This is a genomic window from Saccharothrix sp. DSM 118769, from assembly GCF_052936295.1.
Genome location: NZ_CP193627.1, coordinates 9,239,197 through 9,265,404 on the forward strand (window position 1 = coordinate 9,239,197; position 26,208 = coordinate 9,265,404).

A 26,208-nucleotide genomic window follows, 5' to 3' on the forward strand; every position below is an offset into this window, starting at 1 on the left:
GGGCGGGTCAGGAGATCCCGAGCATGTCACGCACGACGAACAACGGCACCGCAGTGTCGCGGGTTGAACCTGCGGCACGCGCCGCCTACGAGAACGCCCGCCCCGGCCGCTCGTGGGAGTCGGCCCCGGCCTGGCAGCGCGACCACGCCCGGCTGGTCGAGCGGCAGCGTGCGGGGGTGGCCGACGATGAGTGAGCCCACCACCGCGGCCCTGCACGTCATCTCGTTCGGCTACCTGCACGGTCAGCCGCCCGTCGCCGACCTGGTGGTCGACGTCCGGGAACTGCTGCGCGACCCGGCCCGCGCTCGTAACGGCGGGTTCCTCGACCTCGACGGCCGCCACCCGGTGGTCCGCGACGCCGTGATGACCACGCCCGGCGCGCTGGATCTGGCGGGCGGCGTCTACTTCGCGGCCTTCCAGCTCCACACCGTCGCGGGCAAGCCGGTGACCCTCGCGTTCGGCTGCGCCGGTGGTCGTCACCGCTCCGTCGCGCTGGCCGAGCACGTCGCCAACCTGTTCCTCAACGACCCCGAGGGCGACGACATCCCGGTCCGGGTGTCCCACCTGCACGTCCACCTGCCCCGCGTGCTGCGCGACGGCGACGACCGGCGGGAGGGCACGCGATGACCTCGAAGCTGATCACGTCGGTTCCGACGCCGTTGCTGTTGCTGGCCGCGCTGCTGGCGCTGGTCGCGGTGATCGCGCTGTGGAAGGTCGTCGCCACCGCGGGGCTCATCGGGCTGGGTCAGTGGGTGCTGATCACGCAGACCGGTGACCAGGGTGTGGCGGTGCTGGCGCTGGCCGTTCCCGCGCTGGTGACCACGCTCGTGGTGTTCCACCTGTTCTCCCGTCCCGGCAGCGCCATGAGCCGGCGGTTCGGACTGGGTTCCACGGCTCGTGTGGAGGTGTCCCGATGAGCACGTGGGCCGAGAACCGTCGCGCGGACAAGGTGGTGGCCGCCGAGCAGCGGCGGGCCGACCAGGCACTGTTGTTCGAGCAGCGCCGCACCGACCGGGAGGCCGAGGCCCGGTTGAAGCAGGCCCAGGCCGACGCGGCTCGCGCCCGTCGCGCCGAGCTGCGGACGGCGCTGACCGGGTGGCTGCGCGCCCATACCCTCGACCTGCTGTTCGTGCCCGTCATCGTGGTCCCGGCGGTGCTGGCGTGGACCGCGATGGCCGCCTACGGCCAAGAGGTGTTCGGGCCGGTCGGCACGCTGCTGCCGCTGTTCTCCGAAGGCGCGATGTGGACGTTCGCGTTCGCCGTGCCGATGGCCCAGCGCGCGGGCCGCTCGACCGGGTGGCTGCACCTGGGCGCGTGGGTGTTCGCCGCGGTGGCCGCCGTCCTGAACTACGTGCACGGCTCGACCGTCGCGCACGGCATCGTCATGGCGCTGGTGTCGGTCGGTGGCGTCGTCGTCCACCAGCTCGTCACCGCGTCCCCTGCCGGCAAGCGCCGGAGCCGCGCCGAGCGGGACGCCCAGCGGCTCGAACGGCAGGCCGCTCGCCGGGTGCTGGCGGTGCGCCGCGCGGCACTGGACCAGGCGGTGGCCGAGCTGGCCTCGGACGGCACCGCCACGCTCGTGCACCGTCCCGGCCTGGTGGCCTACCGGCGCCGGTTCGGCCGCGCCCGGTTGGTGCCCGCCACCGTTCCCGGTCTGCCCGTTCCCGACTCCGACGACGTGCTCGGCGACGACCTGGCCGCCGAGATCAGCGAGTACCTGACCGCCCTGCCCGCGCCCCGGCCGTCCGTCGAGCGGAACGCCCGGAACACAGCCGGTAGTGCGGAAACGGCCCCGGCGGAGATCACGGACAAGGTCGCGGGGTACGCGGCCAAGGTCCGTGCCGCGATCGACGCCCAGCAGCTCCCGGCGCGTCCGTCGCAGACCCAGGTGCGCAAGTTCCTGCGCATCCGGGGCGCGGTCGCGGTGGAGGTGCACCGCGTGCTGTTCCCGACCGACACCGACCCCGGTGACGACGACCCCCGTCAGGCGGTGTCCGCATGAGCGCCCCCAACCCCACCGACGACATGACCAACGTGGTGCCGCTGCGCCGCGCCGAGTCCACCCGCGCCGCGCTGCCCGCTGCGGACGTGGAGACGGACACGGCGGTGGCCGGTGAGCTGCTGACCGCCGAGCGGGAAGCCGAGCTGGCCAACCGGCGGACCGCCGAGGGCGACGAGCGGACGCGCGCCGACGTGGTGCGCGCCGCGGCGACGACGCTCGGCAAGGCCGCGCTGCGCGCCGGGTACCGGGTGTACCGCGGGCACGAGCAGTGGCTGACGCACGCGGTGCAAGCCGCGACGTACGCCCACTACCGCGAGCGCATCGCGGCGGCACGGGCGCAGGGTGACGCGGCCGGTATCGCCGAGTGGCAGGACCGGTTGCGGCAGGCCAAGGCCGACCGGCGCGACCGGATCGCCGGTGCTCCCCGGACGGTGCTGGCGCTGGTGCGCACGGTGCTGCTGGCCGTGATCGTGCTGTTCGCGGTGCTGCTGATGGTCGGGGTGGCCGTGCACCTGTGGGCCGGTGGCTGGACCTGGTCGGAGTGGTGGGGCTTCGTCACCGCCACCGGCGACGTGCTGGGCACCGTGCTCATGCTCGGTGTCCAGGCCGCCATCCTCGGCGTGCCGGCGGTGTGGCTGCTGGCCGCGCACCGCGCCGGTTCCTCCGCCGCCGACGTGCCCGCATGGGCCATGTCGCCCACGCAGCGGGAGGAGACCCACCGCGTGGTCACCCCCGGCGGCATCGGCGAAGCCCTGGTGCACCTGGGCATCCCGGCGCTGAACAAGGCCATCAAGTCGGGGTGGACGGTCGAGTTCGCCACCCCGCCGGTGCGGGTCAACCAGCGCGGCTACCAGGCCACGTTCTCCCTGCCGCTCGGCGTGACCCCGGACATGATCAGCGACAAGCGCGACGTGCTGGCCCGCAACCTGCACCGCGACCCGATGGAGGTCTGGCCCAACGCGGCCGAGCGTGCCGGGTTCGTGGACCTGTGGGTGGCCGACCCCGGTCTGTCCACCAAGGCCGCGCCGCCCTACCCGCTGCTGTCCGCCGGCACGGCCGACGTGTTCACCGGCGTGCCGCTGGGCGTCTCCCAGCGCGGGGACGTCGTCGCGCCCGCGCTGGTCTCGGCGAACGTCGTGTTCGGCGGGATGATGGGGCAGGGCAAGTCCAACGCCGCCCGCGTGCTCATGCTCGGCGCGGCCCTGGACCCGCTCGCCGAGCTGTGGGTGTTCGTGTTCGCGGGCAACGGCGACTTCGACGCCTACCGGCCCCGCTTGGCGCGCTACGAGCGCGGCACGGACGCCACCGTGGTGGACTCGGCGGTGGAGTCGCTGCGGGAGCTGTACGACGAGGTAGGGCGTCGTGAGGCGCGGTTGGCCGAGCTGGGCGCGAAGAAGGTCACGCGCGGGCTCGCCGAGAAGCACCCGGACCTGCGGCCGATCGTGGCGCTGTTCAGCGAGTGCCACGAGCTGTTTGGCAGCGCCCAGGGCGAGGAAGCCGCGGAACTGGCGGTGCAGACTCTCCGCCGTGCCCGCAAGACCGGCATCATCCTGGGCTTCGACACCCAGTCGTCGCGGGCCGACGCCATCCCGCCGAAGATCGTGGAGCTGGTGCAGCTCAACGCGTGCTTCGCGGTGAAGTCGTGGCGCTCCAATGACGGCTTCCTGGGCGACGGGTCGTTCCAGGCCGGCATCCGCGCGACCGAGCTGCGTCCGGGCAAGGACCGGGGCACGTCGATCCTCACCGGCGCGACCGCCGAGCGGTTCGAGGTGCTGAAGTGGTTCTTCATCCAGGTCAACGACGACACCGGGTGGGACGCGGCCACCGAGGTCATCGAGCGCGCCATGACCAAGGTCCACCCGGCCGTGGTCACCGGCACCCCGGAGCGCGCCGCGCCACCGGCTCCCCGCGACCTGTTGGAGGACGTGTCCGAGGTGCTGGGCCACGACACCGTGCCCGCCGCCGACGTCCCCGCGCTGCTGGCCAAGCACGCGCCCGACTGGAGCCCGTACCGCAAGCTCACCGGCAAGCAACTGCGGGAACTGCTGGCCGCCGAGGGCGTCAAGGTGCCCTCGACCGGCAACCGCTACCCGGTCGATCCGGTCACGGTGCGTGAAGCTCTGGCCAAGCGCGCCACCCGCGACCTGGACGACGAGGACTAGCCGCACCGGCACCGGGTTAGGTCCCGAGCTTCGCTCCACAGCCCTTGGAACGACCCTTGACCAGGGCTTCCACGGCGGGACCTAACCCGGCTCACCGGCTAACTAACTCCAGCTCACGCACATGATCACGCTTGCGGGCACCGCGAGTTAGGAACCTAACTCGGTTCCGGCGACCTAACTGCGCCCGCTCCCCCTCCGCGCGTCCGACGCGACAACGCCCCTCGGTTGTCGTGTCGACCCCGCGCACCCACGCACCGTCACACACAGTGACAGAAGGGGTTGTCATGAGCGACGACAACCAGCCGAACACCGCCCCGAGGAGCCCGGTCATGAGCAGCCGCGCCCGACGCCCGTTCTGCGACCCGGACGCCGTGCGCCCGTGGAATCGCGCGCCGGAGTTCGACGTCGACGCCGTGCGCCGGTGGGCCGAACCGCTGCTGCGCCGCGCCTACGCCGCCGCACCGCGCCGTCCGCTCACCGGCCCGCACAGCCTCATCCCGCGCGCCGGCAGCCCGGAGTGGGTCGCGCTGGCCGACTCCGACCCGCGCAAGCCCGCCGCTGTGGTGCTGGCCGCGCTGGCGCGGCTGGAGGAGTCCACGGCGCACGCCATCGCCCGGCAGGTGGCCGCGGACTGGGCCGACGCCCAGGTCGGTCACCGCGAGCGGGTCCGGGACACCGTCACCGCGCCGGACCGGCTCGCGCACATCGTCGGACACCTGCCGTTCTGCCTGTCCGCCAAGCGGAAGCTCGTCAGTGACCTCCCGTGTGGACACCCCGGCTGCGACACCACCGTGCGGTTCGTCCACCCGCTGGCCGACGAGCTGGCCGCGCGCCTGCCGGACACGTCGTGGGTGCGCTGCGCCCGCCACGACGGCACCACGGCGTTGGCGGTGGCCGCGTGACCGAGGCAGCACACACCACCCCGGGGTCGCCGCTCGTCACCTGGGAGACCGTCGAGCACCAGGCCCGGAAGGGGCACGGCATGAGCACCGCCACCGACACGACGGTGACGCACCACGGCGAGGCCGACCGACCGGGGCTGCGGCTGCTGCCCACCGACTCGACCGAGGGCGCCGCTCGGCAGCTCGACGGTGCGCGGGTGCTGGACGACGTCCGGGAGTTCCTGGCCCGCTTCTCGGCGTTCCCGCACGAGCACTGCGCCCCGATGCTGGCGCTCTGGTACGCCCACACGTGGGCGGTGGAGCACTTCTACGTCACGCCGCGGCTCGTGCTGTCCTCCGCCGAACCCGGATCGGGCAAGACCCGCGTCCTGGAGGTCGGTCAGTACCTGGTCAAGTCGCCGGAGATGACGTTCTCGGCGAGTCCGGCCGCGCTGTTCCGCATGGTCAGCCACGCGCCGATCACGATCCTGTTCGACGAGGTCGACGCCATCTTCGCCAAGAACGGCAGCGGCAACGAGGACCTCCGCGCGCTGCTCAACGCCGGTTACAAGCGGTCCGCCACCGTCGCCCGCTGCAAGGGCGACGCCAACAACATGGTGGTGGAGCGGTTCGCGGTCTACGCCCCGGCCGCGCTCGCCGGGATCGCCGGTGGGATGCCCGCCACCATCACCACCCGCGCCATCACGGTCAACCTGCGCCGCCGACGCCGTGACGAACAGGTGGAGGCGTTCCGCGAACGCCTGGTGGCCATCGAGTCGGCACCGATCCGGGAAGCGCTCGCCGAGTGGATGGCGGGTGTCGGTGAGGAGGTCGGCGCGGCCACGCCGGTGATGCCCGAGGGCGTCACCGACCGACCGGCCGAAATCTGGGAACCGCTGCTGGCGATTGCCGACGCGGCCGGTGGGCATTGGCCGGACACCGCGCGTGCCGCGTGCCGCTACTTCGTGGAGGAAGCCACCAAGGTGCCCGTGTCGGACGGCATCCGGTTGCTGGCCGACCTGCGGACGCTGTTCACCGAACGGCGCACCGACCGGATGAGCACCGCCGAAATCCTGCTGGCGCTCCACGCGCTGGACGAATCGCCGTGGTCCGACTTCCACGGCAAGCCGCTCAACGCGCACGGGTTGGCCGCCGAGCTGCGGACCTACGGCGTGCGGGTCAAGACGTTCAAGCACAACGGCGCTTCCGCCAAGGGCTACACGGTCACCGGGGAGAACGGGCTCGCCGACGCGTGGTCGCGCTACCTGCCCGCCGTGCACGAGGGGGCGAACTAGACATGGCACGACGTGAGCTGCTGACCGTCGCCGAGTTCTGCGCCGAGTTCAAGGTGGCGCGCTCGACCTTCTACGACTGGCTGGCCAAGGGCACCGCCCCGAAGGTCCGGAAGCTGCCGAACGGGCAACTGCGGATCGACCGGCGCGACGTCGACGCGTGGTTCGACGCCCAGGAGGTGGCCGCGTGACCGACACGAGCTATGACGTGCGGATTTACGTGATCGACGTCTACCAGGGCAAGCGGAAGACGACGCACTGGGTGCAGTGGTCGGTAGCCCGGCAGCGGTTCAAAGAGCCGTTCCGGACCTCGGCGCTGGCCAAGAGCTTCCGCGGGGACCTGGTGAGCGCGGCGAACAAAGGCGAGGCGTTCGACCGGGCGACCGGCCTGCCCGTGTCGATGGTGCGCAAAGCCACTCCCACGACGTCGTGGTTCGTGTTCGCGTGCTCGTTCGTGGACATGAAGTGGCGCGACTCTTCACCGGGGCAGCGCCGGACGATTGCCGACGCGCTGACGCCCATCACGTCGGCGCTGCTCACGGGAACGCGCGGCAGGCCGGACGGCGCTGTTCTCCGCAGGGCTATGCGGGTGGCGTTCAACACCAGCCGTCGCGAATCTAGGCATCCGGCGGACGTAGCCGCGGCGCTGGCATGGCTGTCGCAGAACACCCGGCCGGTGGCCGACCTGGCGAAACCGGACGTGCTCCGGGCGCTGCTGGCCGACGTCGAACGCAAGTTGGACGGCACGCGGGCCGCGCCGGACACGATTCGGCTCCGCCGGATCACGCTCGGCAACGCGCTGAACTACGCGGTGGAGAAGGAGCTGCTGTCCGCGAACCCGCTGAAGGAGGTGACCACGAAGAAGCGCAAGAACGTCGCCCACCAGGTCGACCGGCGGTCGGTGGCCAACCCCGTCCAAGCCCGGACGCTGCTCAACGCCGTGGGCGGCATCGGGCGCACCGGCGGCAAGCTCGTGGCGTTCTTCGGGCTGATGTACTTCGCGGCCCTGCGCCCCGAGGAAGCCTCCGTGGTGCGTCGCAGTGACCTGGTCATGCCGCCGAGGGAGTGGGACGACCAGGCGGGCCGCTGGCGGGTCACTCAGTGGGGTGACATCCACCTGGCCAAGGCAGCACCCGAGATCGGCGCTGAGTGGACCGACAGCGGCCGGCGGAGCGAGGAACGGGGGTTGAAGCACCGGGAGGACGGTGAGGGCCGCACGGTGCCGCTCTCGCCCGAACTGGCGGTGCTGCTCTACGAGCACTTCGACCGGTTCGGCACCGCGCCGGGTGGGCTGCTGTTCGTGGCCGAGCGCGGCGGGCGGATCGGCAGCTCGACGTACGGGCGGGTGTGGGCGCTGGCGCGTGAAGCGGTCTTCACGCCCGACGTGGTGGCCTCACCGCTCGCCAAGCGTCCGTATGACCTCCGTCACGCCTGCGTCTCGACGTGGCTCAACCTCGGCGTGGAGGCACCACGGGTCGCCGAGTGGGCGGGTCACAGCCTCAACGTCCTGATGCGGGTCTACGCGAAGTGCCTCGACGGTGGGGAGGAACGCGCCCGGCAGCTCGTTCAACGAGGACTCGCCAGTTAGTCCACCTAACGCGCACGTGCTCGGTGAGAGACGACGTCTCTCACCGAGCACCTACCAGCGCCGAAGGTAGGCAAGCTAGCTAGTTCAGAATGCCAAGTTCGTTAAGCTTGATCACAGCCGTGGCCATCCCAGGGCCAAGCGCCCCAGCGCCCCAGATGTAGCTACAGAGCCGGATAGCGTCGTTTCGGTGCGCACGGTTCCCGGAGGTGGCGACAACACCGATCAACCGGTGCGTCATGAAGGCAGCGCAGGCGAACCCGACGAGGTGAGAGGCCAACATAGTCAGAGACTCCTCGATTCCGCTGGTCGAGGAGAGGACAGCTCAGCTCGACCAGCACGGTGTACTGGTGTCACTGAGCCGTCCGCCTGCAAACGGACTCGCGTGTTACCAAACTCTGTCATGCCGGACAGCCCTACCGACTGCCCTTCGCAGGCGTCCCACGGCGTACCGCGAGTGCACTAAGCGTACACATGCTCTCCAGAGGCAGAGCTGAGCGGTGAAGCAGGCTCACCCATGCGTTGACGCTGTGGCCCGGCTCTCACAAAGCCGCCTCGGCCACAGGGCTCATGGCCGCGCATCGCCGCGACCTCGCAGACGCCCTACGCACTTCGGTACGTCCTCGGTACAGCCACCCGTAGCGGGCCGGTCCCGGCCGGACGCAGTCGGACACCAACGAGAAGACCCCGTGACCTGTCTTGCCTGGTCACGGGGTCTTCGTCCTGCTGTGGCGGGTAGAGGATTCGAACCTCTGTAGCTTTCGCGACGGATTTACAGTCCGCTCCCATTGGCCGCTCGGGCAACCCGCCCCGCTCCCGGTCTCCCGGGTGCGGAAGAGACAATACATAACCCCGTCCGGGCCCGTGCAACCGGGATACCCGAGTAGGCTTCCGGGCGGTTCCAGACCCACCGACGCGGAGGTACCGGGCACGTGGCAGACCCGTCGTTCGACGTGGTGAGCAAGGTCGACCGCCAGGAGGTCGACAACGCGCTCAACCAGGCCGCCAAGGAGCTGAGCACGCGCTTCGACTTCCGGGGCACGGAGACGCACGTCTCCTGGGCGGGCGAGGAGGCGATCACCTTCGAGTCCCAGACCGAGGAGCGCTGCCGGGCGGCGATCGACGTCTTCCAGGAGAAGCTCATCAAGCGCGGCATCTCGATGAAGGCGTTCGAGGTGGGCGACCCGGCCGTCTCCGGGAAGGTGTTCAAGGTCACGGGCACGCTCGTGCAGGGCATCTCCAGCGAGAAGGCCAAGGAGATCGCGAAGAAGGTCCGCGACGAGGCGCCGAAGGGCGTGCAGGCGCAGATCCAGGGCGACCAGCTGCGCATCTCCGGCAAGAAGAAGGACCACCTCCAGGACGTGATCGCCCTGCTCAAGGGGTCCGACTTCGGCATCGCCCTCCAGTTCACCAACTACCGGTGAAGGGCATCGTCCTCGCGGGTGGCAGCGGCACGCGGCTGCACCCGATCACGCAGGCGGTCTCCAAGCAGCTGCTGCCGGTCTACGACAAGCCGATGGTGTACTACCCGCTGTCGGTGCTGATGCTCGCCGGCGTGCGCGAGGTGCTGCTGATCTCGACGCCGGTCGACCTGCCGCTGTTCAAGCGGCTGCTGGGCGACGGCTCGCAGTTCGGCCTCGACATCTCCTACGCCGAGCAGGCCCAGCCGAACGGGCTGGCCGAGGCGTTCGTCATCGGCGCGGACTTCGTCGGCGACGACGACGTGTCCCTCGTGCTGGGCGACAACATCTTCTACGGCCACGGCTTCTCGAGGGTCCTCCAGGAGAACGCGGCGAAGCTGGACGGCTGCGTGCTGTTCGGCTACCCGGTCAAGGACCCGGAGCGGTACGGCGTCGGCGAGGTCGACGACACCGGCAGGCTGGTCTCCATCGAGGAGAAGCCCGCGCAGCCGAAGTCGAACAAGGCCATCACCGGCCTGTACTTCTACGACAACCAGGTCGTGGACATCGCGCGGAACCTCAAGCCGTCGCCCCGCGGCGAGCTGGAGATCACCGACGTCAACCTCGCGTACCTGCGCGAGGGCCGGGCGAACCTGGTGGACCTCGGGCGCGGCTTCGCGTGGCTCGACACCGGCACGCACGACTCGATGCTGGAGGCGGGCCAGTTCGTGCAGGTGCTGGAGCACCGGCAGGGCGTGCGCATCGCGTGCCTGGAGGAGATCGCGCTGCGGATGGGGTTCATCACCCCGGATGAGTGCTACGCGCTCGGCGAGCGGCTCGCGAAGTCGGGGTACGGCCAGTACGTGATGAGCGTCGCACGGGAAGTGCGCCCGTAGGTTCCCGGGCGCGCCGGCAGCGGGCGGTGCGGCTGCGGGCGGCTCAGCGCCGCCGCGCCAGCTCCTCCAGCCGGCGCACCCGGTCCGCGATCGGCGGGTGGGTGGAGAACAGCCTCGCGAGGTTCTCCCCCGCCCGGAACGGGCTGGCGATCATCAGGTGCGACTGGGACACCACGGCGGGGTCGGGCGCGAGCGGGGCGACCTGCGCGCCGTGCTCGATCTTGCGCAGCGCCGAGGCCAGGGCCAGCGGGTCGCCGGTCAGCTCCGCGCCGGACTCGTCGGCCTGGTACTCCCGCGACCGGCTCACCGCCATCCGCACGATCCCGGCGGCGATCGGGCCGAGGACCGCGACCAGCAGCACGGCGAACGGGTTGGCGCGGTCGTCGTCGTCACCGCCGAACACGCTGGCGAACACGGCCAGGTTGGCCAGCGCGCTGACCGCGCTCGCCAGCGCGCCCGCCACGCACGAGATCAGGATGTCGCGGTTGTGCACGTGCGACAGCTCGTGCCCGAGGACGGCGCGCAGCTCGCGCTCGTCGAGCAGGTCGAGGATGCCGGTCGTGCAGCACACCGCGGCGTTGCGCGGGTTGCGGCCGGTCGCGAACGCGTTGGGCGCGGCCGTGGGGCTCAGGTAGAGCCGGGGCATGGGTTGGCGGGCGGTCTGGGCCAGCTCCCGCACGATGCGGTACATCGCGGGCTGCTCGACCTCCGACACGGGCCGCGCCCGCATGGCCCGCAGCGCGAGCTTGTCGGAGTTGAAGTACGCGTAGGCGTTGACGCCCAGCGCCAGCAGCAGGCCGAGGACCAGGGCGGTCCGGCCGAACAACGAGCCGACCGCCACGATCAGCCCGCTCGTGGCACCGAGGAGCAACGCGGTCTTCACCCCGTTGTAGTGCTTGTGCACGGTGCTTCGCCTCCGGCTGTTCTACGTCCTCCCCCTCAACGCTCCCGGCCGGCGAGCGGTTCCGGCACCGGGGCGTGCCGGTCGTGCGGCGGTGGTCTCCGGCGCGGGCTCCGCACCCGCGTCGAGCTGCGGCGGAGGCGGCACGTGCGACACCCAGGAGCCCAGCACGTCGCGCTCGTGGACGAGTTCGGCGACCGCACCGTCCCCCGTCGGCGTGCCGGTGCCGGGGTAGGAGAAGTCGGGCGCCCAGTGCAGCGCGTCGAACGGGCACGCCTCGACGCAGATGCCGCAGTAGAGGCACTGGCCGTAGTCGATGGCGAACCGGTCGAGCACGTTGCGGGCGCGCGGGCGGGACGAGCCGGGGACCTGCTCGACCTCGGTGTGCGAGTCGATGTGGATGCACCAGTCGGGGCACTCGCGGGCGCAGATCATGCACACCGTGCAGTTGGCCTCCAGCAGCGCGATGACGCCCCGGGTGCGCGGGGGCAGGGCGGGCGCGGGCTGGGCCGGCGCGGGCTGGGCGGGTGCGGGCTGGGCCGGCGCGGGCTGGCCGGCTGCGGGCTGGTCGGGCACGGGCTGGGGGCTCGGCGTGCCGCCCGGGGTCTCACTCATCGGCGTTCTCCTCGTAGCGCGGGCCCCACGACGGGTCGGGCACGCCGGGCGGGGCGGCGCGGCGGCGGCTGGGCGCGGACGTGCCGTCCTCGCCCGGTTCGAGCCTGCCGGGCCAGGGGCGGACCACGCGGGAGGCCAGCACGAAGTCCTTGCGCAGCGGGTGGCCGGCGAACGAGTCGGGCAGCAGCAGGTGGTCGACCTCGCGGTCGAGGGCGAGGCCGAACATCTCGACCGCCTCGCGCTCGTGCCACGCCGCGCCCGCCCACAGCCCGGCGACGCTGGGCAGCCGCTGCCCGGCGTCCACCTCGGTGCGCAGCAGCACGCCCTGCCTGGTCCCGGGGTGCAGCACGTGCAGCAGCACGGCGTGCCGCGCGCCGACCGCGCCGGGGCGTCCGGCGTCCTCGACGCCCAGCCAGTCGAACTGGGCGCAGCCCAGGTCGTCGCGCACGTGGCGGGCGGCGGCGAACCAGCCGTCGAGCGGCACGTGCGCGGTGGTCTGGCCGAACGCGGTCCGCACGTCCGCGCCGGGGACGCGGGCGGCCAGGTCCTGCGACGCGGCGCTCACGACACGAGCCGGTGCAGCGCGGCGAGGCCGTCGAGCAGCGCCTCGGGGCGGGGCGGGCAGCCGGGCACGGCGACGTGCACCGGGAGCACCTGGTCGATGCCCTTGGTGACGCTGTAGGAGTCCCAGTACGGGCCGCCGGTGTTGCTGCACGCGCCGACCGACAGGACGTACTTCGGCTCGGGCATCTCGTCGTAGGTCGCGACCACGGCGGGCAGCATGGCGTCGGTGACCGTGCCGGAGACGACGAGCACGTGGGCCTCGCCCGCGGCGTGCACGGTGTCGACGCCGAGCGCTTCGAGGTGTTCCGGGCGGTGGCCCTCCAGGGCGGCCATGACCTCGACGCCGCAGCACGCGAGGCCGAGGTCGAGCACGGTGACCCGGTAGGTCGTGCCCCAGTCCAAGGTGGAAACCGTCACGACCGTTGAGGCTAATACGTGGGGGCCCGCCGAGCTGCCGCCCGGCGGGCCCCCAACCCCCCAATACCCCCCTGATTGCCCCCACGTGAACAAGCACCTGGTTGCGGCAGAAGTCTCTTACGGATCGCGCATAGCTGTCCAGGGATAAGGCCAAGATCTTCGGATAATTTCACCACGAACTGTGGCCAAGTTCAGTACAACTAATCAGTAGAACACCACGTCCCGACCCGAGAGGCCCTGCATGTCGACCTCGGCACAGCTGCTCCTGCCCGCCGGCACCCGGCTCAGCAGACTCCTGCACACCTCGCCGCTGCTGCTGGACACCACGTTGGACCAGCTCAGGACCTTGATCGCGGTGTACGAGACGCGGTCGGCGCTGCGCGCGGCCCGGGTCCTCGGCCGCGAGCAGTCCAGCGTGCAGAAGCAGGTCGACACGCTCAACCGCAACTTCAAGTCGCTGTGCGGCGAGCCGCTGGTCGTCAAGCAGGGACGTGGAAAAGACGTGCTGATCACACCGACCGGCGAGGCACTGGTCGAATTGGCGCGCACCACGTTGACGGAGTGGCTCGATTCGATTCACGAGTGCCGGCGCAAGCTCGGCACCACGCTGACCGTGGGCACCACCCGGTTCATGCTCGACCCGCTGGCCAAGGCGTGGCACCACGTGGCCGACGACTTCCGCCGGCGGGACGTCGAGCTGAAGGTCGTGCACATCCGCACGAAGGACATCTGGACCTCGCTGGGGTCCAAGGAGGTCGACATCGTGTGCGGGAGCGTGGTGACGCCCGCAGGGCGGAGCACCGGGTTCGACGACTTCGACGTCATCGAGTGGCGGCGGGGCGGGTTGGCGCTGCTCACGAACCTCCCCGAGCACCGGTTGCCGGGCCGCGTCGGCACCGGCGAGCTGCCGAAGCTGCCCCTGGTCGTGCCGGGTGACGGCCTGATCGCCGAGTTCCTGCGCGGCTGGTTCGGGCCGGACTACCGCAACGAGCTGGACATCGCGGCGGAGATCGACGAGATCCAGTACGGCATGTCGCTGCTGCGGTCGGGGCTCGTCGAGGGCTGCATGATCGTCACCTCGGGCCTCGGCGTGGTCGCCGCGAACGGCGACCTGCGCGAGGGTTCGGGCCTGCGCGTGGTCGAGCTGAAGAACGACCGGAAGCCGCAGCTGGAGCGGCTGGTCGGGGTCTTCGCCCGCAAGGAGGAGCGGGCGAAGTTCCCGTCCGACCACCCGTTGAACCTGCTGTGGGCCGCGTTCCAGCGCGAGGTGGCCGACTAGCGGCCCGGGCCGACTAGCGGGGCTGCCTGCGCTTCGCCTGCCGGGCCAGCCACTCCAGCCCGGAGAGCCGCTCGGGGGCCTCCCGCGCCCGCCGCTGTGCGGGCTCCTCCTCGTGCTGCGGGTGAGGTGACGGGCGCTGGGCGTCGAGCTCGTTCATGGGCGCGCTCCCTACCTTGGTCGACAGCGAGTGCCGTCGATCGGAACACCACCGGGGCCCTTCGCGCCAGACCGCTCAGCCCTACGGGTGACGGCTGCCGCGGTCGTCGCCGGCCCCCTCGGCGGGGGTGCCGTAGCGCGCCGCGTACCGGGTCGGTGTCTCGCCGGTCATCGCCGTGAAGTCGCGGACGAAGTGGGGTTGGTCGGCGTAGCCGAGGTCCGCCGCCAGGGCCGCCCAGTCGATCCGGCCGCCCTCGGCCATGCGCTGGGTGACCTCGTGCAGGCGATAGCGGCGGATCACCCACTTGGGGGTCACTCCCACGTGATCCGCGAAGAGGCGCTGGAGGCCGCGGACGGTGGTGCCCAGCTCGGTCGCCAGGACGTCGACGCGCGTGACGCGCGGGTTCCCGGCGATCAGGTCGACGATCCCGACCGCCTCGCGCGACCTCGGGTCCGGGTCGGGCAGGACGCGGCGCAGGGCGTCCTCGACGTCGGGCGCGCCGGGGTCCTCGGGCAGGTCCCGGAAGGCGTCGCCGAAGACCTCGGACGCCGGGACGGTGCGGTCGGTGATGGACTGGACCGGGGCGCCGAGGAACGGCCGGAACGCGCCGGGGCGGAACGCGACGCCGAACGCGCGGCCCGTGCCGTCGAGGTCCTTGACCACGTGGCCGCCGCACACGCCGTGCACCTCGGCGCGGCCGGCGCGGAAGCTGAGCTGGACGTTCGGGTAGGGCACGATCAGCTGCCGGTACGGCCGCTCGTAGGACCACTCGACGGCCCAGTAGCGGGCGACGTGCGGCGCCAGGTCGGGCGAGGGCGCGTGGAACTCGTGGCTCTGGTGACGGCGCCACGCCAGCTCGCGCTCGTCCCGACCCCGTTCCTGCTCCCGGCCCTGTTCCCGGCCCCGGCGCTGCTCCTGGTCCCGGCCCTGCTCCTGGTCCCGGCCCTGCTCCCCCACCGCGGTCACGGCGCGAGCGTATGTCGCCTTTGTTCAAGACACCCCGGGGCGGCTCTCCCTACGGTGTGCCGCATGTCCCGTGAGCAGTTGATCAGCCGAGCAGTGACGACCGCGTTGGGCGTCGTCGAGGGCGTCGGGCCCGCGCAGCTCGACGCGCGCACGCCGTGCGCCGAGTTCGACGTCCGAGCCCTCGTGAACCACCTGCTGTTCTGGGGGCCGTCCCTGGAGGCGGCCGGGCGCAAGGAGCTGGTGCCCCCGCCGGCGGGGGCCGAGTCCGACGTCGACCTGACCACCGGGGACTGGGCGGCGGAGCTGAGCACCCGGTGGCGCGCCCTCGCCGACGCGTGGGCCGCGCCGGGGGCGTGGGAGGGGACGACGCGCATGGGCGGTCCGCACGAGATGCCCGCGGCGGTGGTCGGCGGCATGGTGCTCGGCGAGGTGGTCGTGCACACCTGGGACCTGGCGCAGGCGACCGACCAGCACCCGGTGTGGGACGAGGACCTGCTGGAGCACGTCCACCAGGGCCTCGTGCCGACCGCGCGGATGGGCAGGGACATGGGCATCTACGGGCCGGAGGTCCCGGTGCCCGACGACGCCCCGCTCCTGCACCGCGTGCTCGGCCTGACCGGCCGCAAGCCCTGACCCACCCCCGCGCGTCGGAGGCCCCGGTGACCCGAACCGGTCACCGGGGCCTTCGACGCGGTCGACCCGGCTCAGCCCGCGGGCGGGTTCGGGTCGCGCTCGCGGGGGTAGGTGTTCTTCTCCGCGATCCTGCCGTCCAGGTTCTTGATGACGTGCTCCACGCCGCGCTCCTGGGCCATCAGGCGGCCTTCGGCCTGCGCCTCGGCCTTGGTGGCGTAGGTGTGGGACGCGCGCTCGTTGCCCTCGACCTTGTTCTTCCAGCGGCCGTCTTCGTGGTAGGTCTCCACGTCGCCCTGAGCCATGTTCAGCACCTCCTCGGAGTTCACCCGATGGGGTGGTCATTTCGAGCGACGCCTACACATCGGCACCGAACGAATCAGTCCCGCAGCTCCATCGTGCAGCACTTCGGCCCGCCGCCCGACTTGCGGAGTTCCGAGATGTCCACGAAGTGCGGCTCGAAGCCGCGGCGGGCAACCTGGTCCGCCAGGTGGGTCGCCTCCACCGGCAGGACCACGTTGCGACCGTCCGAGACCGCGTTGAGACCGAGGCACGCCGCGTCGGCCTCGGTCGCGATCACCGCGTCCGGGAACAGGCGGCGGAGGACCTGGCGGCTGCCGGGGGAGAAGGCGTCCGGGTAGTAGGCGACCAGGTCGTCCGCCAGGACGAACAGGGCCACGTCCAGGTGGTAGTAGCGGGGGTCGGTGAGCTGGAGGGAGACGACCGGCACGCCCAGCACCTCCTGCGCCTCCGAGTGGGCCAGGGGGTCGGTGCGGAAGCCCGTGCCGGCGAGCAGGTAGCGGCCGGTCCAGGCGAGGTCGCCCTCGGCCTCGTTGGTGCGCTCCGGCATGACCACGGACCGGTACCCGTTCTCCAGGAACCAGCGGCGGAAGTGGTCGGCCTCGGCGGCGCGCTGGGGCGCCCGGAAGCGGGAGCCCAGGACCCGGCCGTCGACGACGGTGCCCGAGTTGGCCGAGAACACCATGTCGGGCAGGCCGGGGACGGGGTCGATGACCTCGACGCGGTGGCCGAGGCGCTCGTAGGTCTCCTTCAGCTCCGTCCACTGCGCCATGGCCAGCGCCGTGCTGACGGGCCGGGTGGGGTCCATCCACGGGTTGATCGTGTACTCCACCGCGAAGTGCTCGGGCGGGCACATCAGGTACCGGCGGGTGGTCGGCACGCGGAGCGGCGCGGCCGGCTCCGCCACGTCCAGCACGATCGGCTCGTCGCCGGGACCCACGAGGGAAACCGAAGTCATAATCGAAATGTAGATGGCCTTCTGACCAGCGAACAACGCCGCGATATTGCGTCTCTTAGGGCAGTATGTTGCGTGTGGACTCGATCGACCAGCGGATCATTTCGTGCCTCATGGCCAACGCGCGCTCCAGCTACGCCGACATCGGCAAGGAGGTGGGCCTGTCCGCTCCCGCGGTGAAGCGGCGGGTCGACAAGCTGCTGGACACGGGCGTGCTGCGCGGCTTCACGGCGGTCGTCGACCCGGAGCAGCTCGGCTGGGGCACGGAGGCGTTCGTCGAGGTGCACTGCCGGGGCAACGTGGCGCCGCACGACATCCAGCAGCGGCTCGAACCGATGGCCGAGGTGATGGCCGCCTACACGGTGTCGGGCGCGGCGGACGCGATAGTGCACCTGCGCGCGGCGAACATCCACCACCTGGAGACGGCGCTGGAGCGGCTGCGGGCGGTGGAGATGATCGAGCGGACCGTGTCGACGGTGGTGCTGTCGCGCCTGCTGGACCGGCCGCCGGCACCCTGACCCGCGCCGGGGGGCGGCCCCCTAGAGTCGGCGGCATGGCCGAAGTACTGCTGGCGCGCGAGGGCCGCGTCGCGGTCGTCACCGTGCACGACCCCGAGCGGCGCAACGCGCTCACGCTCGACCTGTCCGACCGGCTCGTCCGCGCGGTCGAGGAGTGCGAGCGGGACGACGGCGTGCACGCCGTGGTCGTCACCGGCGCTCCCCCGGCGTTCTGCGCGGGCGCGGACCTGACGGCGCTCGGCGAGGCGCGCGAGGAGGGCCTGCGCCGCATCTACGCCGGGTTCCTCGCGGTGGCGGGCTGCTCGCTGCCCACGATCGCGGCCGTCGGCGGGGCGGCGGTCGGCGCCGGGCTGAACCTGGCGCTGGCCTGCGACGTGCGGTTGGTGGGCCCGGCGGCGAGGTTCGACGCCCGGTTCCTGCAACTGGGCATCCACCCGGGCGGCGGCATGACGTGGATGCTGCAGCGCCTCGTCGGCCCGCAGACGGCGACCGCGATGACGCTCCTCGGCCAGGTCCTCGACGCGGACGCCGCGGTGGCGCGGGGGCTGGCCTGGGACCGCGTGGACGGCGGCCACGACGAGCTGGTGGCGTCGGCGGTCGCGCTGGCGGGCGCCGCGGCCGACGCGCCGCGCGACCTGGTGCGGACCACCAAGTCCACCATGCGGAGCACCGCGGCGATGGACGAGCACGCGCGGGCGGTGGACGCCGAGCTGGTGCCCCAGTCGGCCTCGATCGGCACCCCGGAGTTCCAGGCGAAGCTGGCGGCGGTGAAGGCCAGGATCAGCGGCGCCGACCGGAGGTAGCTGCGACTCCAAGTAACAGTTACCGTCAGGTGTAGGAAAAGTCCCTCTGTTCGCGACGGGTTGCACCTGGTGGGACCACTTGTCCCGCAGCGTGGTACGGCGAAGACCGGTTCGAGGCCGGGCACGACTACCCTCGAAGAGGGGGAGGGGCACCAGCCCCTAGCGGGTGTGAGGAAAGGGATCGGCCCAGGACATGACTACCGACGTTGGTAACGGCGCCGCGCCAGGTGGTGCGGAGGTCCGCAAGCTCGACCGCGTGGTGATCCGGTTCGCCGGCGACTCCGGCGACGGCATGCAGCTGACGGGTGACCGGTTCACCTCCGAGGCCGCCGCCTTCGGCAACGACCTCGCGACCCTGCCCAACTTCCCGGCCGAGATCCGGGCGCCACAGGGCACCCTGCCCGGCGTGTCCAGCTTCCAGCTGCACTTCGCCGACTACGACATCCTCACCCCCGGCGACCGCCCCGACGTGCTCGTGGCGATGAACCCGGCGGCGCTCAAGGCGAACATCGGCGACCTGCCCAAGGGCGGCACGCTGATCGTCAACACCGACGAGTTCACCAAGCGCAACCTGGTGAAGGTCGGCTACGCGGCCGACCCGCTGGAGGACGGCTCCCTGGAGGCGTACCAGGTGCACAAGGTGGCCATGGCCACCCTGACGATCGGCGCCCTGGAGAACACCGGCCTGGGCAAGAAGGACGCGGAACGGGCGAAGAACATGTTCGCCCTCGGCCTGCTGTCCTGGATGTACCACCGGCCCACCGAGGGCACCGAGCGGTTCCTGCGCGAGAAGTTCGCCAAGAAGCCCGACATCGCCGAGGCCAACGTGCTGGCGTTCCGGGCGGGCTGGAACTACGGCGAGACCACCGAGTCGTTCGCCGTCACGTTCCAGGTCGCCCCCGCCAAGCTCAACGAGGGCACGTACCGCCAGATCACCGGCAACACCGCGCTCGCCTACGGCATCGTCGCCGCCGGTCAGCGGTCCGGCCTGCCCGTCGTGCTGGGCACCTACCCGATCACGCCCGCCTCGGACGTCCTGCACGAGCTGTCCCGGCACAAGCAGTTCGGCATCACCACCCTCCAGGCCGAGGACGAGATCGCGGGCATCGGCGCGGCGCTCGGCGCCTCGTACGGCGGCGCGCTCGGCGTGACCAGCACGTCCGGTCCCGGCATCGCGCTCAAGTCCGAGACCATCGGCCTGGCCGTGATGACCGAGCTGCCGCTGATCGTCATCGACGTGCAGCGCGGTGGCCCGTCCACCGGCCTGCCCACCAAGACCGAGCAGGCCGACCTGCTCCAAGCGATGTACGGCCGCAACGGCGAGTCGCCGGTGCCGGTCATCGCGCCGCAGTCGCCGGCGGACTGCTTCGACGCCGCCCTGGAGGCCGCGCGGATCGCGCTGGTCTACCGGACGCCGGTGCTGCTGCTGTCCGACGGGGCCATCGCCAACGGCTCCGAGCCGTGGCTCATCCCGGACGTCGAGGACCTGCCGGACCTGTCCGTGGCGTTCGCCACCGAGCCCAACGGCCCGGACGGCGAGTTCTGGCCCTACCTGCGCGACCCGGAGACGCTGGCCCGCCCGTGGGCGGTGCCGGGCACGCCGGGCCTCCAGCACCGGATCGGCGGCCTGGAGAAGGCCGACGGCACCGGCAACATCTCCTACGACCCGGCCAACCACGACCACATGGTGCGGCTGCGCCAGCGCAAGGTGGACGGCATCGCGGTGCCGGACGTCGTGGTCGACGACCCGTCCGGCGAGGCCAGGGTGCTCGTCGTCGGGTGGGGCTCGTCGTACGGCCCGATCGGCGCGGCGGCACGGCGGGTGCGCAAGCTCGGCATGCCCGTGGCGCACGCCCACCTGCGGCACCTCAACCCGTTCCCGCGCAACCTCGGCGAGGTGCTGGCCCGCTACGACAAGGTCGTCGTCCCGGAGATGAACCTCGGCCAGCTGGCGCTGCTGCTGCGCGCCAAGTACCTGGTCGACGCGATCAGCTACACCAAGGTGCAGGGCCTGCCGTTCAAGGCCGAGGAGCTTCAGGACGTGCTCGCCGACGTGATCAAGGGAGCTTCGGAATGACCGCAACGGATCTGGGCCTGCCTGGCCTGGGGGGCCTCGCGGGCGTGCCCACCTCCGACGAGCCGCAGAAGGCCAAGGACTACAAGTCGGACCAGGAGGTCCGCTGGTGCCCCGGCTGCGGCGACTACGTGGTGCTCAACGCCGTGCAGTCCTTCCTGCCCACGCTGGGCCTCAAGCGCGAGAACATCGTGTTCGTGTCCGGGATCGGCTGCTCGTCGCGGTTCCCGTACTACATGAACACCTACGGCATGCACTCCATCCACGGGCGCGCGCCGGCCATCGCGACCGGTCTCGCCGTGGCGCGGCCGGACCTGTCGGTGTGGGTGGTGACCGGTGACGGCGACGCGCTGTCCATCGGCGGCAACCACCTGATCCACACGCTGCGCCGCAACGTGAACCTCAAGATCCTGCTGTTCAACAACCGGATCTACGGCCTGACCAAGGGCCAGTACTCGCCCACCTCCGAGGCGGGCAAGGTCACCAAGTCCACGCCGCAGGGGTCGCTGGACCACCCGTTCAACCCGGTGTCGCTGGCGCTGGGCGCGGAGGCCACGTTCGTGGGTCGCGCGGTCGACTCCGACCGGGCCGGGCTGACCGAGGTGCTGCGGCAGGCCGCCGAGCACCGCGGGACGGCGCTGGTGGAGATCTACCAGAACTGCCCGATCTTCAACGACGGCGCGTTCGACGTGCTCAAGGACGCCGACGAGGCGTCCCAGCGGATCATCAACGTCGTCGACGGGCAGCCGATCACCTTCGGCGGCGGCGAGTACGCCGTGGTCCGCGAGGGCTTCGGGCTCGCCGTGGCCAAGACCTCCGAGGTCGAGCCGTCCGAGATCGTCGTGCACGACGCGTCCGACCTGAACCTGTCGTTCGCGCTGTCCCGGCTCTCGACGCAGGACCTGCGGCACACCGTGACCGGCGTGTTCCGCAACACCGCCCGCACCACCTACGACGACGCGGCCCGCGAGCAGGTCGAGCAGGCCAAGGCGGCGAAGGAGCCGGACCTGGCGGCGCTGCTGCGCGGCAAGGACACCTGGACCGTCGCCGGCTGATCCCCGCGCTCGACCCCCGATCGTCGGAAGACCCCTGTTCCGCCTCCCGGAACAGGGGTCTTCCGCTTCGCCGGGCGGATCAGGGCGCCTCGCGGAAACCCGCCTTCTCGGCGTCGGACGTCGTGCGGAACCAGACGTCGGCGCGGGTCTCGCGGAAGTTCGCCGAGCCGTTGGTGAAGTAGCGGCGACCCGTCAGGGTGGCCTTCACCTGGAACTCGGGGGCCGGGGCCATGCCGTCGGACTTGGGCAGCACCGAACCCGGGCCGAACGGGGAGCGCGGGTTGAAGCCCTCCTCCTGGTCGCGGTACCGGGTGCTGCCGGCGCTCGGGGCGGGCCGGCCGCCGGTGCTCGGGCTGAACCCGACCGGGCGCGGGCGGACCGGGCGCGGCGGGGTCGGGGCGGCCGGCTTGGGCGCGGACAGCGGGGGCGGCGTCGAGCGCCGTTCGCCCGACTGGCGGGTGGGGCGCTGCGGCAGGCCGGCGGGGTTGGTGCTCTGCTGGTTCGTGGCCGCCAGCAGCTCGGGCGCGAGCGTGGGCACGAACGGCTGGTCGCCGCCCGGCGTCGGCGGCGGGGTCGGGCGGGTCGTCTCGGGCAGCTCGTCGTCCGTGGTGACCAGCGGCTCGAACAGGCTGCGCGGCCGGACCGGGCCGTCCTTCTTCGGCGCGGGCGCGGGTGCCGGCTCGGGTTCGGCGCTGCGGACCACCAGCGGCTCGCCGGAGTCGACGAACGTCGGCTCGAACGGCACGTCGACCCGGGGCTCCGGCTCGGCCGCCACCGGCTCGGGCTCGGGGCGCGCCGGCCTGACGAGGGGTTCGGCCGACTCGACGAACGTGGGCTCGAACGGCACCTCGGCCGTCTGCTCGACGGCGGCGGGCGGCTCGGCCACGGGGTGCTCGACGGCAGGACGCTCAGCCCTGGGACGCTCGACGGCGGGGCGCTCGACGGCGGCATGGGTGACGGCGGTCTGCTCGACGGCGGGCGGCTGCTCGGCAACGGGCGGCTCGAAAGCAGGCGGTTCGAAAGCGGACCGCTCGGGGGCAGGCGGCTCGAAAGCGGACCGCTCGGGGGCAGGCGGCTCGAAAGCGGACCGCTCGACGGCGAACCGCTCGACGGCGGGCCGCTCAACGGCGGGCGACTCGACGACGGGCTGCTCGGTGGTCGGCTGCTCGGTGGTCGGCTGCTCGGCGGCGGGCTCGACGGCCGGGCGCTCGGTGGAGTGCCGGTCGCCACCGCCCTGGAGGTGGGCGAAGAACTGCTCGTCGGCGAGCTGGTGGTCGGCGAGCGTCCGGCCGCCGGAAGAACGGTCCTCTTCAGCCCGGCCCGCGTCGCCCCAGCCCGCACCGGTTCGGCCCGGGTCGCCCCGGCCCGCGTCGGCCCGGTCGTCGGCGAACGGGGTCAGGGCACCGTTGCGGGGCTCGTCGTCCTCGTCCCGGACCTCGGGCAGCGTCGTCGTGACCGGCTCGGTGGTCTCGGGCCGGACGGGCCTCATGACCTCGGTCCGCGGGCCCTCCTCGGGCACGTTCACCGGCTGGAAGTGGCCGGTCAGGTCGTGCTCGGGCCAGACCTGGGGCTCCTCGCGCGACTCACCGCGGTCCACCTCGGCGATGGCCTCGGCCAGGGCGGTGGCCGGGATGAGGGCGGTCTCCTCGGCGGCCCTGCGCTCCGGCTCGTCCTCCTCCTCGCGACCCTCGGTCACCTCGTCCTGGTAGACCTCCCGGACGGGCTCGTCGCGCCACACCTCGCGCGGGTGGAACGCCTGCACCTCCGGCGGCGCGGTCGGCTCCTCGCGGCGCGGCGCGACCTCGGCGACCGGCGCGGCGGGCACGGCCGGCAGCAGGTTGGTCTCCTCGGCGGGCAGCTCCGGCTCGTCGTCCGGGCGCGAGCGCTCGGCGCGCGGGAACGGCTGGGGCACCACCCGGGTCGCGGGCTGGGCCTGCACCGACTGGGCCTGCACGGACTGCGCCTGCACCGGCTGGTCGTGCGGCCGGGGCTTCGGCTCCAGCGTCTCGTGGGTGTCGGCCCCGCTGCCCAGGCGGTCGAACAGGCTGCGCGGGCGCTCCTCCTCGAACTCCGGGAAGTCGTGCGACTCCTCGAAGTCCGACAGCGGCCGGTGCTCGTCGTCCAGCTCCTCCAGCAGCTCGTCGCGCTTGTCGAGCTTCATGTTCGCCACGTCGTAGCGCGGCGGGTCCTCACGGGAGTGCTCCACCGGTTCGGGCTGGTCGAAGCGCGGCTGCTCGGCGTCGAAGCGCGGCTGCTCGGTGACGACCGGCTGCACGTCCGACAGCGACCGGGACGCCTCGACGTGCCAGCTGTCGAACTCGTCGCGCGCGGCCTTGGGCGCGGACGACGGGGCCGGGCGCGGCGACGTGAGGAGGCGCTCCTCCAGGTCCTCCAGCTCCTTCTTGGCCGGGCGCACCAGGACGAGCCAGGTCAGTGCGACACCTGCCACGAAGGACAGCAGGCTCCACAGCCACACCTGCCCGAAGAGCGAACTCACGGGAGACCCTCCCACTGCTGCTTGTCACGCCCCGACACGCTCCGCTTCCGGGCCTTCACCCGGTTGGGGAAGCGGTGCAAAACTACCCTGACGCGCCGCTCCGGCGCGTGGGGCCGGCCGGACCTGTGCCCAGTGTGTGACACTGGGCCGTTCGGAGCAACCGACCAGCCAAAACGGTCGGCGTACAGTACTCCCCGTGCCACCGTTGACGAACTCCGCCACTGGTCAGGCGGGTGTCGACCAGACGAACAAGGGGATCGCCCTCGGTGCCGGCGCCTACCTCCTCTGGGGCATGGTGCCCGCCTACTGGCCGCTGCTCCAGCCGGCCGGGTCGGTGGAGGTCCTCGCGCACCGGATCGCCTGGTCGCTGGTGTTCATGGTGGCCGTCACCGCCGTCCTCGGCCGTTGGGCGGGCATCCGCCGGCTGTCCGCGCGCGGCTGGCTCATGGTCACCGCCGCGTCGGCGCTGATCGCGGTCAACTGGGGCGTCTACATCCACGCGGTCAACACGCGGCACGTCGTCGAGGCCGCCCTCGGCTACTTCATCAACCCCCTGGTCAGCGTGCTGCTCGGGGTGTTCGTGCTGCGGGAGCGGCTGCGCCTGGCCCAGGGCGCCGCGCTGGTGATCGCGGTCGCCGCCGTCGTCGTGCTGGCCGTCGACTACGGCAGGCCGCCGTGGATGTCGCTGGTGCTGGCCTGCTCGTTCGGCCTCTACGGGCTGCTGAAGAAGACGGTGCCGCTGGACGCGACGGCCAGCCTCACCGCGGAGAGCATGGTGCTCACGCCGGTCGCGGTCGGCTACCTGCTCCTGCTCGGCAACGCCGGGACGTTCCACGACGGGGGCTGGGCACACGCGCTGTGGCTCGTCTCGTCCGGCGTGGTCACCGCGGTCCCGCTGATCATGTTCGGCGCGGGTGCGCGGCGCGTGCCGCTGATCACGATGGGGATGCTCCAGTACCTGACGCCGGTGCTCCAGTTCGCCTGGGGCGTGTTCGTGGTGCACGAGCCGATGCCCGCGTCGCGCTGGTTCGGCTTCGCCCTGGTCTGGCTGGCCCTGCTGGTCTTCACCGCGGACACCCTGCGCAACAGCCGCAAGCGCCCCGCTCACTGAACTCCCACCACGCGAGGCCGCGTCGGCCTGTCGGGCCGCGTTCCGGAAAAATCACGCCCTTCGATTTTTCCGGAACACGTCCCGATGGGCCGACTCCAGGCGGCCGAGCCCGCCGCCTGCGGAGCAGCGGCAATCCAATTCAGTGCGAGCGGGTGACCACGTACTCGCTGACGGACTCCAGCGCGTCCCGCGCGGTGCCCGGCGGCAGCACGTGCAGCAGGCCCCGGGCCCGCTCGGCGTACTCGTCGAGCGTCTTGCGCGCCCGCGCCAGCCCGTTGGAGGCCCGCAGCAGCTCCAGCGCCTCCAGCACCTCGCCGTCGTCCTCGACGGGTCCGGCGAGCAGGGCGGCCAGCCGGGAACCCGGCTCGTCCTCCAGGGCGTAGAGCATGGGCAGCGTCTTCACGCCCTCGCGCAGGTCGGTGCCCGGCGTCTTGCCCGACTCCTCCGACGGCGAGGCGATGTCGATGACGTCGTCGGAGATCTGGAACGCCGCCCCGATGACGTCGCCGTAGGCGCGCAGCGCGTCGACCTGCTCGGGGGTCACGTCGGAGAACATCGCGCCGAAGCGGGCGGCGGTGGCGATCAGCGACCCGGTCTTCTCGGCGATCGTGGTCAGGTAGTGGGCGACCGGGTCCTCGCCCTCGCGCGGACCCATCGTCTCGCGCATCTGGCCGGTCACCAGCTCGGAGAACGTCTCCGCGATGATCCGGGCCGCCCCCGTGCCCAGGTCCGCCACCAGCGCCGACGCGTGCGCGAACAGGTAGTCGCCGGTGAGGATGGCGATGCTGTTGTCCCACTTGGCGTTGGCCGACTCCGCGCCGCGGCGCATCGTGGCCTCGTCCATCACGTCGTCGTGGTAGAGGGTGGCCAGGTGGGTCAGCTCCACCACCGCCGCCGCCTTGACCACGTTCTCGCGGTCCCAGGTGCTGCCGAACTGCGCGGACAGGATGGTGAACAGCGGGCGGATGCGCTTGCCGCCCGCGTCGACCAGGTGCAGGGAGGTCTCCATCACCGGGTGGAACTCGCTGCGCACGACCTTGCGCAGCAGCTCCTCCACCTCGTCGAGGCCGCCCTGAACCAACTCCGCGAGCACGGGGTCCGCAAACCGGAACCCCGTCCCCGCCCGCTCGCTACTGGTCACGCCTCAG

The 26,208-nt window shown here is 72.0% G+C and carries 28 protein-coding genes and 1 tRNA gene; 18 read left to right on the plus strand and 11 right to left on the minus strand.

Going from position 1 to position 26,208, the window contains the following annotated elements:
- The first annotated feature begins 23 nt into the window (after positions 1-23).
- The 9 genes from ACRAKJ_RS39505 (at position 24) to ACRAKJ_RS39545 (ending at position 7,925) form a co-directional block, all read left to right on the plus strand.
- Entirely contained in the window at positions 24-194 is a 171-nt protein-coding gene (locus tag ACRAKJ_RS39505) for a hypothetical protein (RefSeq protein WP_438925504.1), read from the plus strand.
- Positions 187-627 (plus strand): RapZ C-terminal domain-containing protein, encoded by a 441-nt coding sequence (locus ACRAKJ_RS39510; RefSeq protein WP_438925505.1) that lies wholly within the window; start codon positions 187-189, stop codon positions 625-627. The genes ACRAKJ_RS39505 and ACRAKJ_RS39510 overlap by 8 nt, the downstream gene beginning before the upstream one ends.
- On the plus strand, positions 624-917 hold the full coding sequence (locus tag ACRAKJ_RS39515; RefSeq protein WP_438925506.1) for a hypothetical protein: 294 nt from the start codon (positions 624-626) through the stop codon (positions 915-917). The genes ACRAKJ_RS39510 and ACRAKJ_RS39515 overlap by 4 nt, the downstream gene beginning before the upstream one ends.
- A complete protein-coding gene (locus tag ACRAKJ_RS39520; protein WP_438925507.1) occupies positions 914-2,002 on the plus strand; it encodes a DUF2637 domain-containing protein in 1,089 nt (362 codons plus the stop codon). The genes ACRAKJ_RS39515 and ACRAKJ_RS39520 overlap by 4 nt, the downstream gene beginning before the upstream one ends.
- A complete protein-coding gene (locus tag ACRAKJ_RS39525) occupies positions 1,999-4,164 on the plus strand; it encodes an FtsK/SpoIIIE domain-containing protein (RefSeq protein ID WP_438925508.1) in 2,166 nt (721 codons plus the stop codon). Before ACRAKJ_RS39520 ends, ACRAKJ_RS39525 begins: the two co-directional genes overlap by 4 nt.
- Before the next feature lie 284 nt (positions 4,165-4,448).
- A complete protein-coding gene (locus ACRAKJ_RS39530) occupies positions 4,449-5,066 on the plus strand; it encodes a DUF2742 domain-containing protein (protein ID WP_438925509.1) in 618 nt (205 codons plus the stop codon).
- Positions 5,063-6,340 carry a DUF3631 domain-containing protein gene (locus tag ACRAKJ_RS39535; protein WP_438925510.1) on the plus strand — a complete coding sequence of 426 codons (1,278 nt, stop codon included), beginning with the start codon at positions 5,063-5,065 and terminating at the stop codon, positions 6,338-6,340. The genes ACRAKJ_RS39530 and ACRAKJ_RS39535 overlap by 4 nt, the downstream gene beginning before the upstream one ends.
- A 2-nt stretch (positions 6,341-6,342) precedes the next feature.
- Positions 6,343-6,528: a helix-turn-helix domain-containing protein gene (locus ACRAKJ_RS39540; RefSeq protein WP_438925511.1), complete on the plus strand. Its 186-nt coding sequence runs from the start codon at positions 6,343-6,345 to the stop codon at positions 6,526-6,528.
- Entirely contained in the window at positions 6,525-7,925 is a 1,401-nt protein-coding gene (locus ACRAKJ_RS39545; RefSeq protein WP_438925512.1) for a tyrosine-type recombinase/integrase, read from the plus strand. The genes ACRAKJ_RS39540 and ACRAKJ_RS39545 overlap by 4 nt, the downstream gene beginning before the upstream one ends.
- Before the next feature lie 726 nt (positions 7,926-8,651).
- On the opposite strand, the gene ACRAKJ_RS39550 is transcribed toward ACRAKJ_RS39545, so the two are convergent.
- Positions 8,652-8,732 (minus strand) — tRNA-Tyr (locus tag ACRAKJ_RS39550).
- Positions 8,733-8,854: 122 nt separating this feature from the next.
- Here ACRAKJ_RS39550 and ACRAKJ_RS39555 point away from each other — a divergent pair.
- Together ACRAKJ_RS39555 and rfbA are read left to right on the plus strand one after the other, a co-directional pair.
- A complete protein-coding gene (locus ACRAKJ_RS39555; protein WP_438925513.1) occupies positions 8,855-9,346 on the plus strand; it encodes a YajQ family cyclic di-GMP-binding protein in 492 nt (163 codons plus the stop codon).
- The gene (rfbA, locus tag ACRAKJ_RS39560) at positions 9,343-10,218 is read left to right on the plus strand and encodes a glucose-1-phosphate thymidylyltransferase RfbA (protein WP_438925514.1); all 876 of its coding nucleotides are present in this window, start codon (positions 9,343-9,345) and stop codon (positions 10,216-10,218) included. The genes ACRAKJ_RS39555 and rfbA overlap by 4 nt, the downstream gene beginning before the upstream one ends.
- Positions 10,219-10,261: 43 nt before the next feature.
- Here rfbA and htpX read toward each other — a convergent pair whose 3' ends face one another.
- From htpX to ACRAKJ_RS39580, 4 genes are read right to left on the minus strand one after another with little or no spacing between them, the layout of a single operon-like run.
- Complete coding sequence (htpX, locus tag ACRAKJ_RS39565) at positions 10,262-11,122, minus strand: zinc metalloprotease HtpX (protein ID WP_438925515.1); 861 nt, start codon at positions 11,120-11,122, stop codon at positions 10,262-10,264.
- 21 nt (positions 11,123-11,143) lie between these two features.
- Positions 11,144-11,734: a 4Fe-4S binding protein gene (locus ACRAKJ_RS39570; RefSeq protein WP_438925516.1), complete on the minus strand. Its 591-nt coding sequence runs from the start codon at positions 11,732-11,734 to the stop codon at positions 11,144-11,146.
- Positions 11,727-12,299: an NADH-quinone oxidoreductase subunit C gene (locus ACRAKJ_RS39575; protein ID WP_438925517.1), complete on the minus strand. Its 573-nt coding sequence runs from the start codon at positions 12,297-12,299 to the stop codon at positions 11,727-11,729. Before ACRAKJ_RS39575 ends, ACRAKJ_RS39570 begins: the two co-directional genes overlap by 8 nt.
- Positions 12,296-12,715, minus strand: coding sequence for an NADH-quinone oxidoreductase subunit NuoB (locus ACRAKJ_RS39580; RefSeq protein WP_438925518.1), 420 nt, complete (start codon positions 12,713-12,715; stop codon positions 12,296-12,298). Before ACRAKJ_RS39580 ends, ACRAKJ_RS39575 begins: the two co-directional genes overlap by 4 nt.
- A gap of 241 nt (positions 12,716-12,956) precedes the next feature.
- Here ACRAKJ_RS39580 and ACRAKJ_RS39585 point away from each other — a divergent pair, with 241 nt between their 5' ends.
- Positions 12,957-13,994 (plus strand): LysR family transcriptional regulator, encoded by a 1,038-nt coding sequence (locus ACRAKJ_RS39585; protein WP_438924470.1) that lies wholly within the window; start codon positions 12,957-12,959, stop codon positions 13,992-13,994.
- 13 nt (positions 13,995-14,007) lie between these two features.
- Here the strand turns inward: ACRAKJ_RS39585 and ACRAKJ_RS39590 are convergent, their stop codons facing one another.
- Both ACRAKJ_RS39590 and ACRAKJ_RS39595 read right to left on the minus strand, forming a co-directional pair.
- Positions 14,008-14,151 (minus strand): hypothetical protein, encoded by a 144-nt coding sequence (locus tag ACRAKJ_RS39590; protein WP_438924469.1) that lies wholly within the window; start codon positions 14,149-14,151, stop codon positions 14,008-14,010.
- An 81-nt stretch (positions 14,152-14,232) separates the two neighbouring features.
- Positions 14,233-15,117 (minus strand): AraC family transcriptional regulator, encoded by an 885-nt coding sequence (locus tag ACRAKJ_RS39595; protein WP_438924468.1) that lies wholly within the window; start codon positions 15,115-15,117, stop codon positions 14,233-14,235.
- Positions 15,118-15,180: 63 nt separating this feature from the next.
- Between ACRAKJ_RS39595 and ACRAKJ_RS39600 the strand changes: the two genes are divergently transcribed.
- The gene (locus ACRAKJ_RS39600) at positions 15,181-15,750 is read left to right on the plus strand and encodes a TIGR03086 family metal-binding protein (RefSeq protein ID WP_438924467.1); all 570 of its coding nucleotides are present in this window, start codon (positions 15,181-15,183) and stop codon (positions 15,748-15,750) included.
- 71 nt (positions 15,751-15,821) lie between these two features.
- Here ACRAKJ_RS39600 and ACRAKJ_RS39605 read toward each other — a convergent pair whose 3' ends face one another.
- Positions 15,822-16,052, minus strand: coding sequence for a DUF2188 domain-containing protein (locus ACRAKJ_RS39605; protein ID WP_438924466.1), 231 nt, complete (start codon positions 16,050-16,052; stop codon positions 15,822-15,824).
- Between the two features lie 74 nt (positions 16,053-16,126).
- Positions 16,127-17,005 carry a dimethylargininase gene (ddaH, locus tag ACRAKJ_RS39610; protein WP_438924465.1) on the minus strand — a complete coding sequence of 293 codons (879 nt, stop codon included), beginning with the start codon at positions 17,003-17,005 and terminating at the stop codon, positions 16,127-16,129.
- 74 nt (positions 17,006-17,079) lie between these two features.
- On the opposite strand from ddaH, the gene ACRAKJ_RS39615 reads away from it, so the two are divergent.
- The 4 genes from ACRAKJ_RS39615 to ACRAKJ_RS39630 all read left to right on the plus strand — a co-directional run bounded on the left by ACRAKJ_RS39615 (position 17,080) and on the right by ACRAKJ_RS39630 (position 21,452).
- Complete coding sequence (locus tag ACRAKJ_RS39615) at positions 17,080-17,520, plus strand: AsnC family transcriptional regulator (protein WP_438924464.1); 441 nt, start codon at positions 17,080-17,082, stop codon at positions 17,518-17,520.
- Positions 17,521-17,555: 35 nt separating this feature from the next.
- Positions 17,556-18,323 carry an enoyl-CoA hydratase gene (locus ACRAKJ_RS39620; protein WP_438924463.1) on the plus strand — a complete coding sequence of 256 codons (768 nt, stop codon included), beginning with the start codon at positions 17,556-17,558 and terminating at the stop codon, positions 18,321-18,323.
- A gap of 193 nt (positions 18,324-18,516) precedes the next feature.
- Positions 18,517-20,400: a 2-oxoacid:acceptor oxidoreductase subunit alpha gene (locus tag ACRAKJ_RS39625; protein WP_438924462.1), complete on the plus strand. Its 1,884-nt coding sequence runs from the start codon at positions 18,517-18,519 to the stop codon at positions 20,398-20,400.
- Positions 20,397-21,452, plus strand: a complete 1,056-nt coding sequence (locus ACRAKJ_RS39630; RefSeq protein ID WP_438924461.1) for a thiamine pyrophosphate-dependent enzyme — start codon at positions 20,397-20,399, stop codon at positions 21,450-21,452. The genes ACRAKJ_RS39625 and ACRAKJ_RS39630 overlap by 4 nt, the downstream gene beginning before the upstream one ends.
- A gap of 79 nt (positions 21,453-21,531) precedes the next feature.
- Here the strand turns inward: ACRAKJ_RS39630 and ACRAKJ_RS39635 are convergent, their stop codons facing one another.
- The gene (locus ACRAKJ_RS39635) at positions 21,532-23,949 is read right to left on the minus strand and encodes a sunset domain-containing protein (RefSeq protein ID WP_438924460.1); all 2,418 of its coding nucleotides are present in this window, start codon (positions 23,947-23,949) and stop codon (positions 21,532-21,534) included.
- Positions 23,950-24,145: 196 nt separating this feature from the next.
- Here ACRAKJ_RS39635 and rarD point away from each other — a divergent pair, with 196 nt between their 5' ends.
- Positions 24,146-25,060 (plus strand): EamA family transporter RarD, encoded by a 915-nt coding sequence (gene rarD, locus ACRAKJ_RS39640; RefSeq protein WP_438924459.1) that lies wholly within the window; start codon positions 24,146-24,148, stop codon positions 25,058-25,060.
- 139 nt (positions 25,061-25,199) lie between these two features.
- Here rarD and ACRAKJ_RS39645 read toward each other — a convergent pair whose 3' ends face one another.
- On the minus strand, positions 25,200-26,201 hold the full coding sequence (locus ACRAKJ_RS39645; RefSeq protein WP_438924458.1) for a polyprenyl synthetase family protein: 1,002 nt from the start codon (positions 26,199-26,201) through the stop codon (positions 25,200-25,202).
- Positions 26,202-26,208 lie beyond the last annotated feature (7 nt).

What these genes read in the sequence shown, in the direction of transcription:
- ACRAKJ_RS39505 (WP_438925504.1), top strand. Translation starts at nt 24, where the DNA reads ATGTCACGCACGACGAACAACGGCACCGCAGTGTCGCGGGTTGAACCT.
- ACRAKJ_RS39510 (WP_438925505.1), top strand. Translation starts at nt 187, where the DNA reads ATGAGTGAGCCCACCACCGCGGCCCTGCACGTCATCTCGTTCGGCTAC.
- ACRAKJ_RS39515 (WP_438925506.1), top strand. Translation starts at nt 624, where the DNA reads ATGACCTCGAAGCTGATCACGTCGGTTCCGACGCCGTTGCTGTTGCTG.
- ACRAKJ_RS39520 (WP_438925507.1), top strand. Translation starts at nt 914, where the DNA reads ATGAGCACGTGGGCCGAGAACCGTCGCGCGGACAAGGTGGTGGCCGCC.
- ACRAKJ_RS39525 (WP_438925508.1), top strand. Translation starts at nt 1,999, where the DNA reads ATGAGCGCCCCCAACCCCACCGACGACATGACCAACGTGGTGCCGCTG.
- ACRAKJ_RS39530 (WP_438925509.1), top strand. Translation starts at nt 4,449, where the DNA reads ATGAGCGACGACAACCAGCCGAACACCGCCCCGAGGAGCCCGGTCATG.
- ACRAKJ_RS39540 (WP_438925511.1), top strand. Translation starts at nt 6,343, where the DNA reads ATGGCACGACGTGAGCTGCTGACCGTCGCCGAGTTCTGCGCCGAGTTC.
- ACRAKJ_RS39570 (WP_438925516.1), bottom strand. Translation starts at nt 11,734, where the DNA reads ATGAGTGAGACCCCGGGCGGCACGCCGAGCCCCCAGCCCGTGCCCGAC.
- ACRAKJ_RS39585 (WP_438924470.1), top strand. Translation starts at nt 12,957, where the DNA reads ATGTCGACCTCGGCACAGCTGCTCCTGCCCGCCGGCACCCGGCTCAGC.
- ACRAKJ_RS39590 (WP_438924469.1), bottom strand. Translation starts at nt 14,151, where the DNA reads ATGAACGAGCTCGACGCCCAGCGCCCGTCACCTCACCCGCAGCACGAG.
- ACRAKJ_RS39600 (WP_438924467.1), top strand. Translation starts at nt 15,181, where the DNA reads ATGTCCCGTGAGCAGTTGATCAGCCGAGCAGTGACGACCGCGTTGGGC.
- ACRAKJ_RS39605 (WP_438924466.1), bottom strand. Translation starts at nt 16,052, where the DNA reads ATGGCTCAGGGCGACGTGGAGACCTACCACGAAGACGGCCGCTGGAAG.
- ddaH (WP_438924465.1), bottom strand. Translation starts at nt 17,005, where the DNA reads ATGACTTCGGTTTCCCTCGTGGGTCCCGGCGACGAGCCGATCGTGCTG.
- ACRAKJ_RS39620 (WP_438924463.1), top strand. Translation starts at nt 17,556, where the DNA reads ATGGCCGAAGTACTGCTGGCGCGCGAGGGCCGCGTCGCGGTCGTCACC.
- ACRAKJ_RS39625 (WP_438924462.1), top strand. Translation starts at nt 18,517, where the DNA reads ATGACTACCGACGTTGGTAACGGCGCCGCGCCAGGTGGTGCGGAGGTC.
- ACRAKJ_RS39630 (WP_438924461.1), top strand. Translation starts at nt 20,397, where the DNA reads ATGACCGCAACGGATCTGGGCCTGCCTGGCCTGGGGGGCCTCGCGGGC.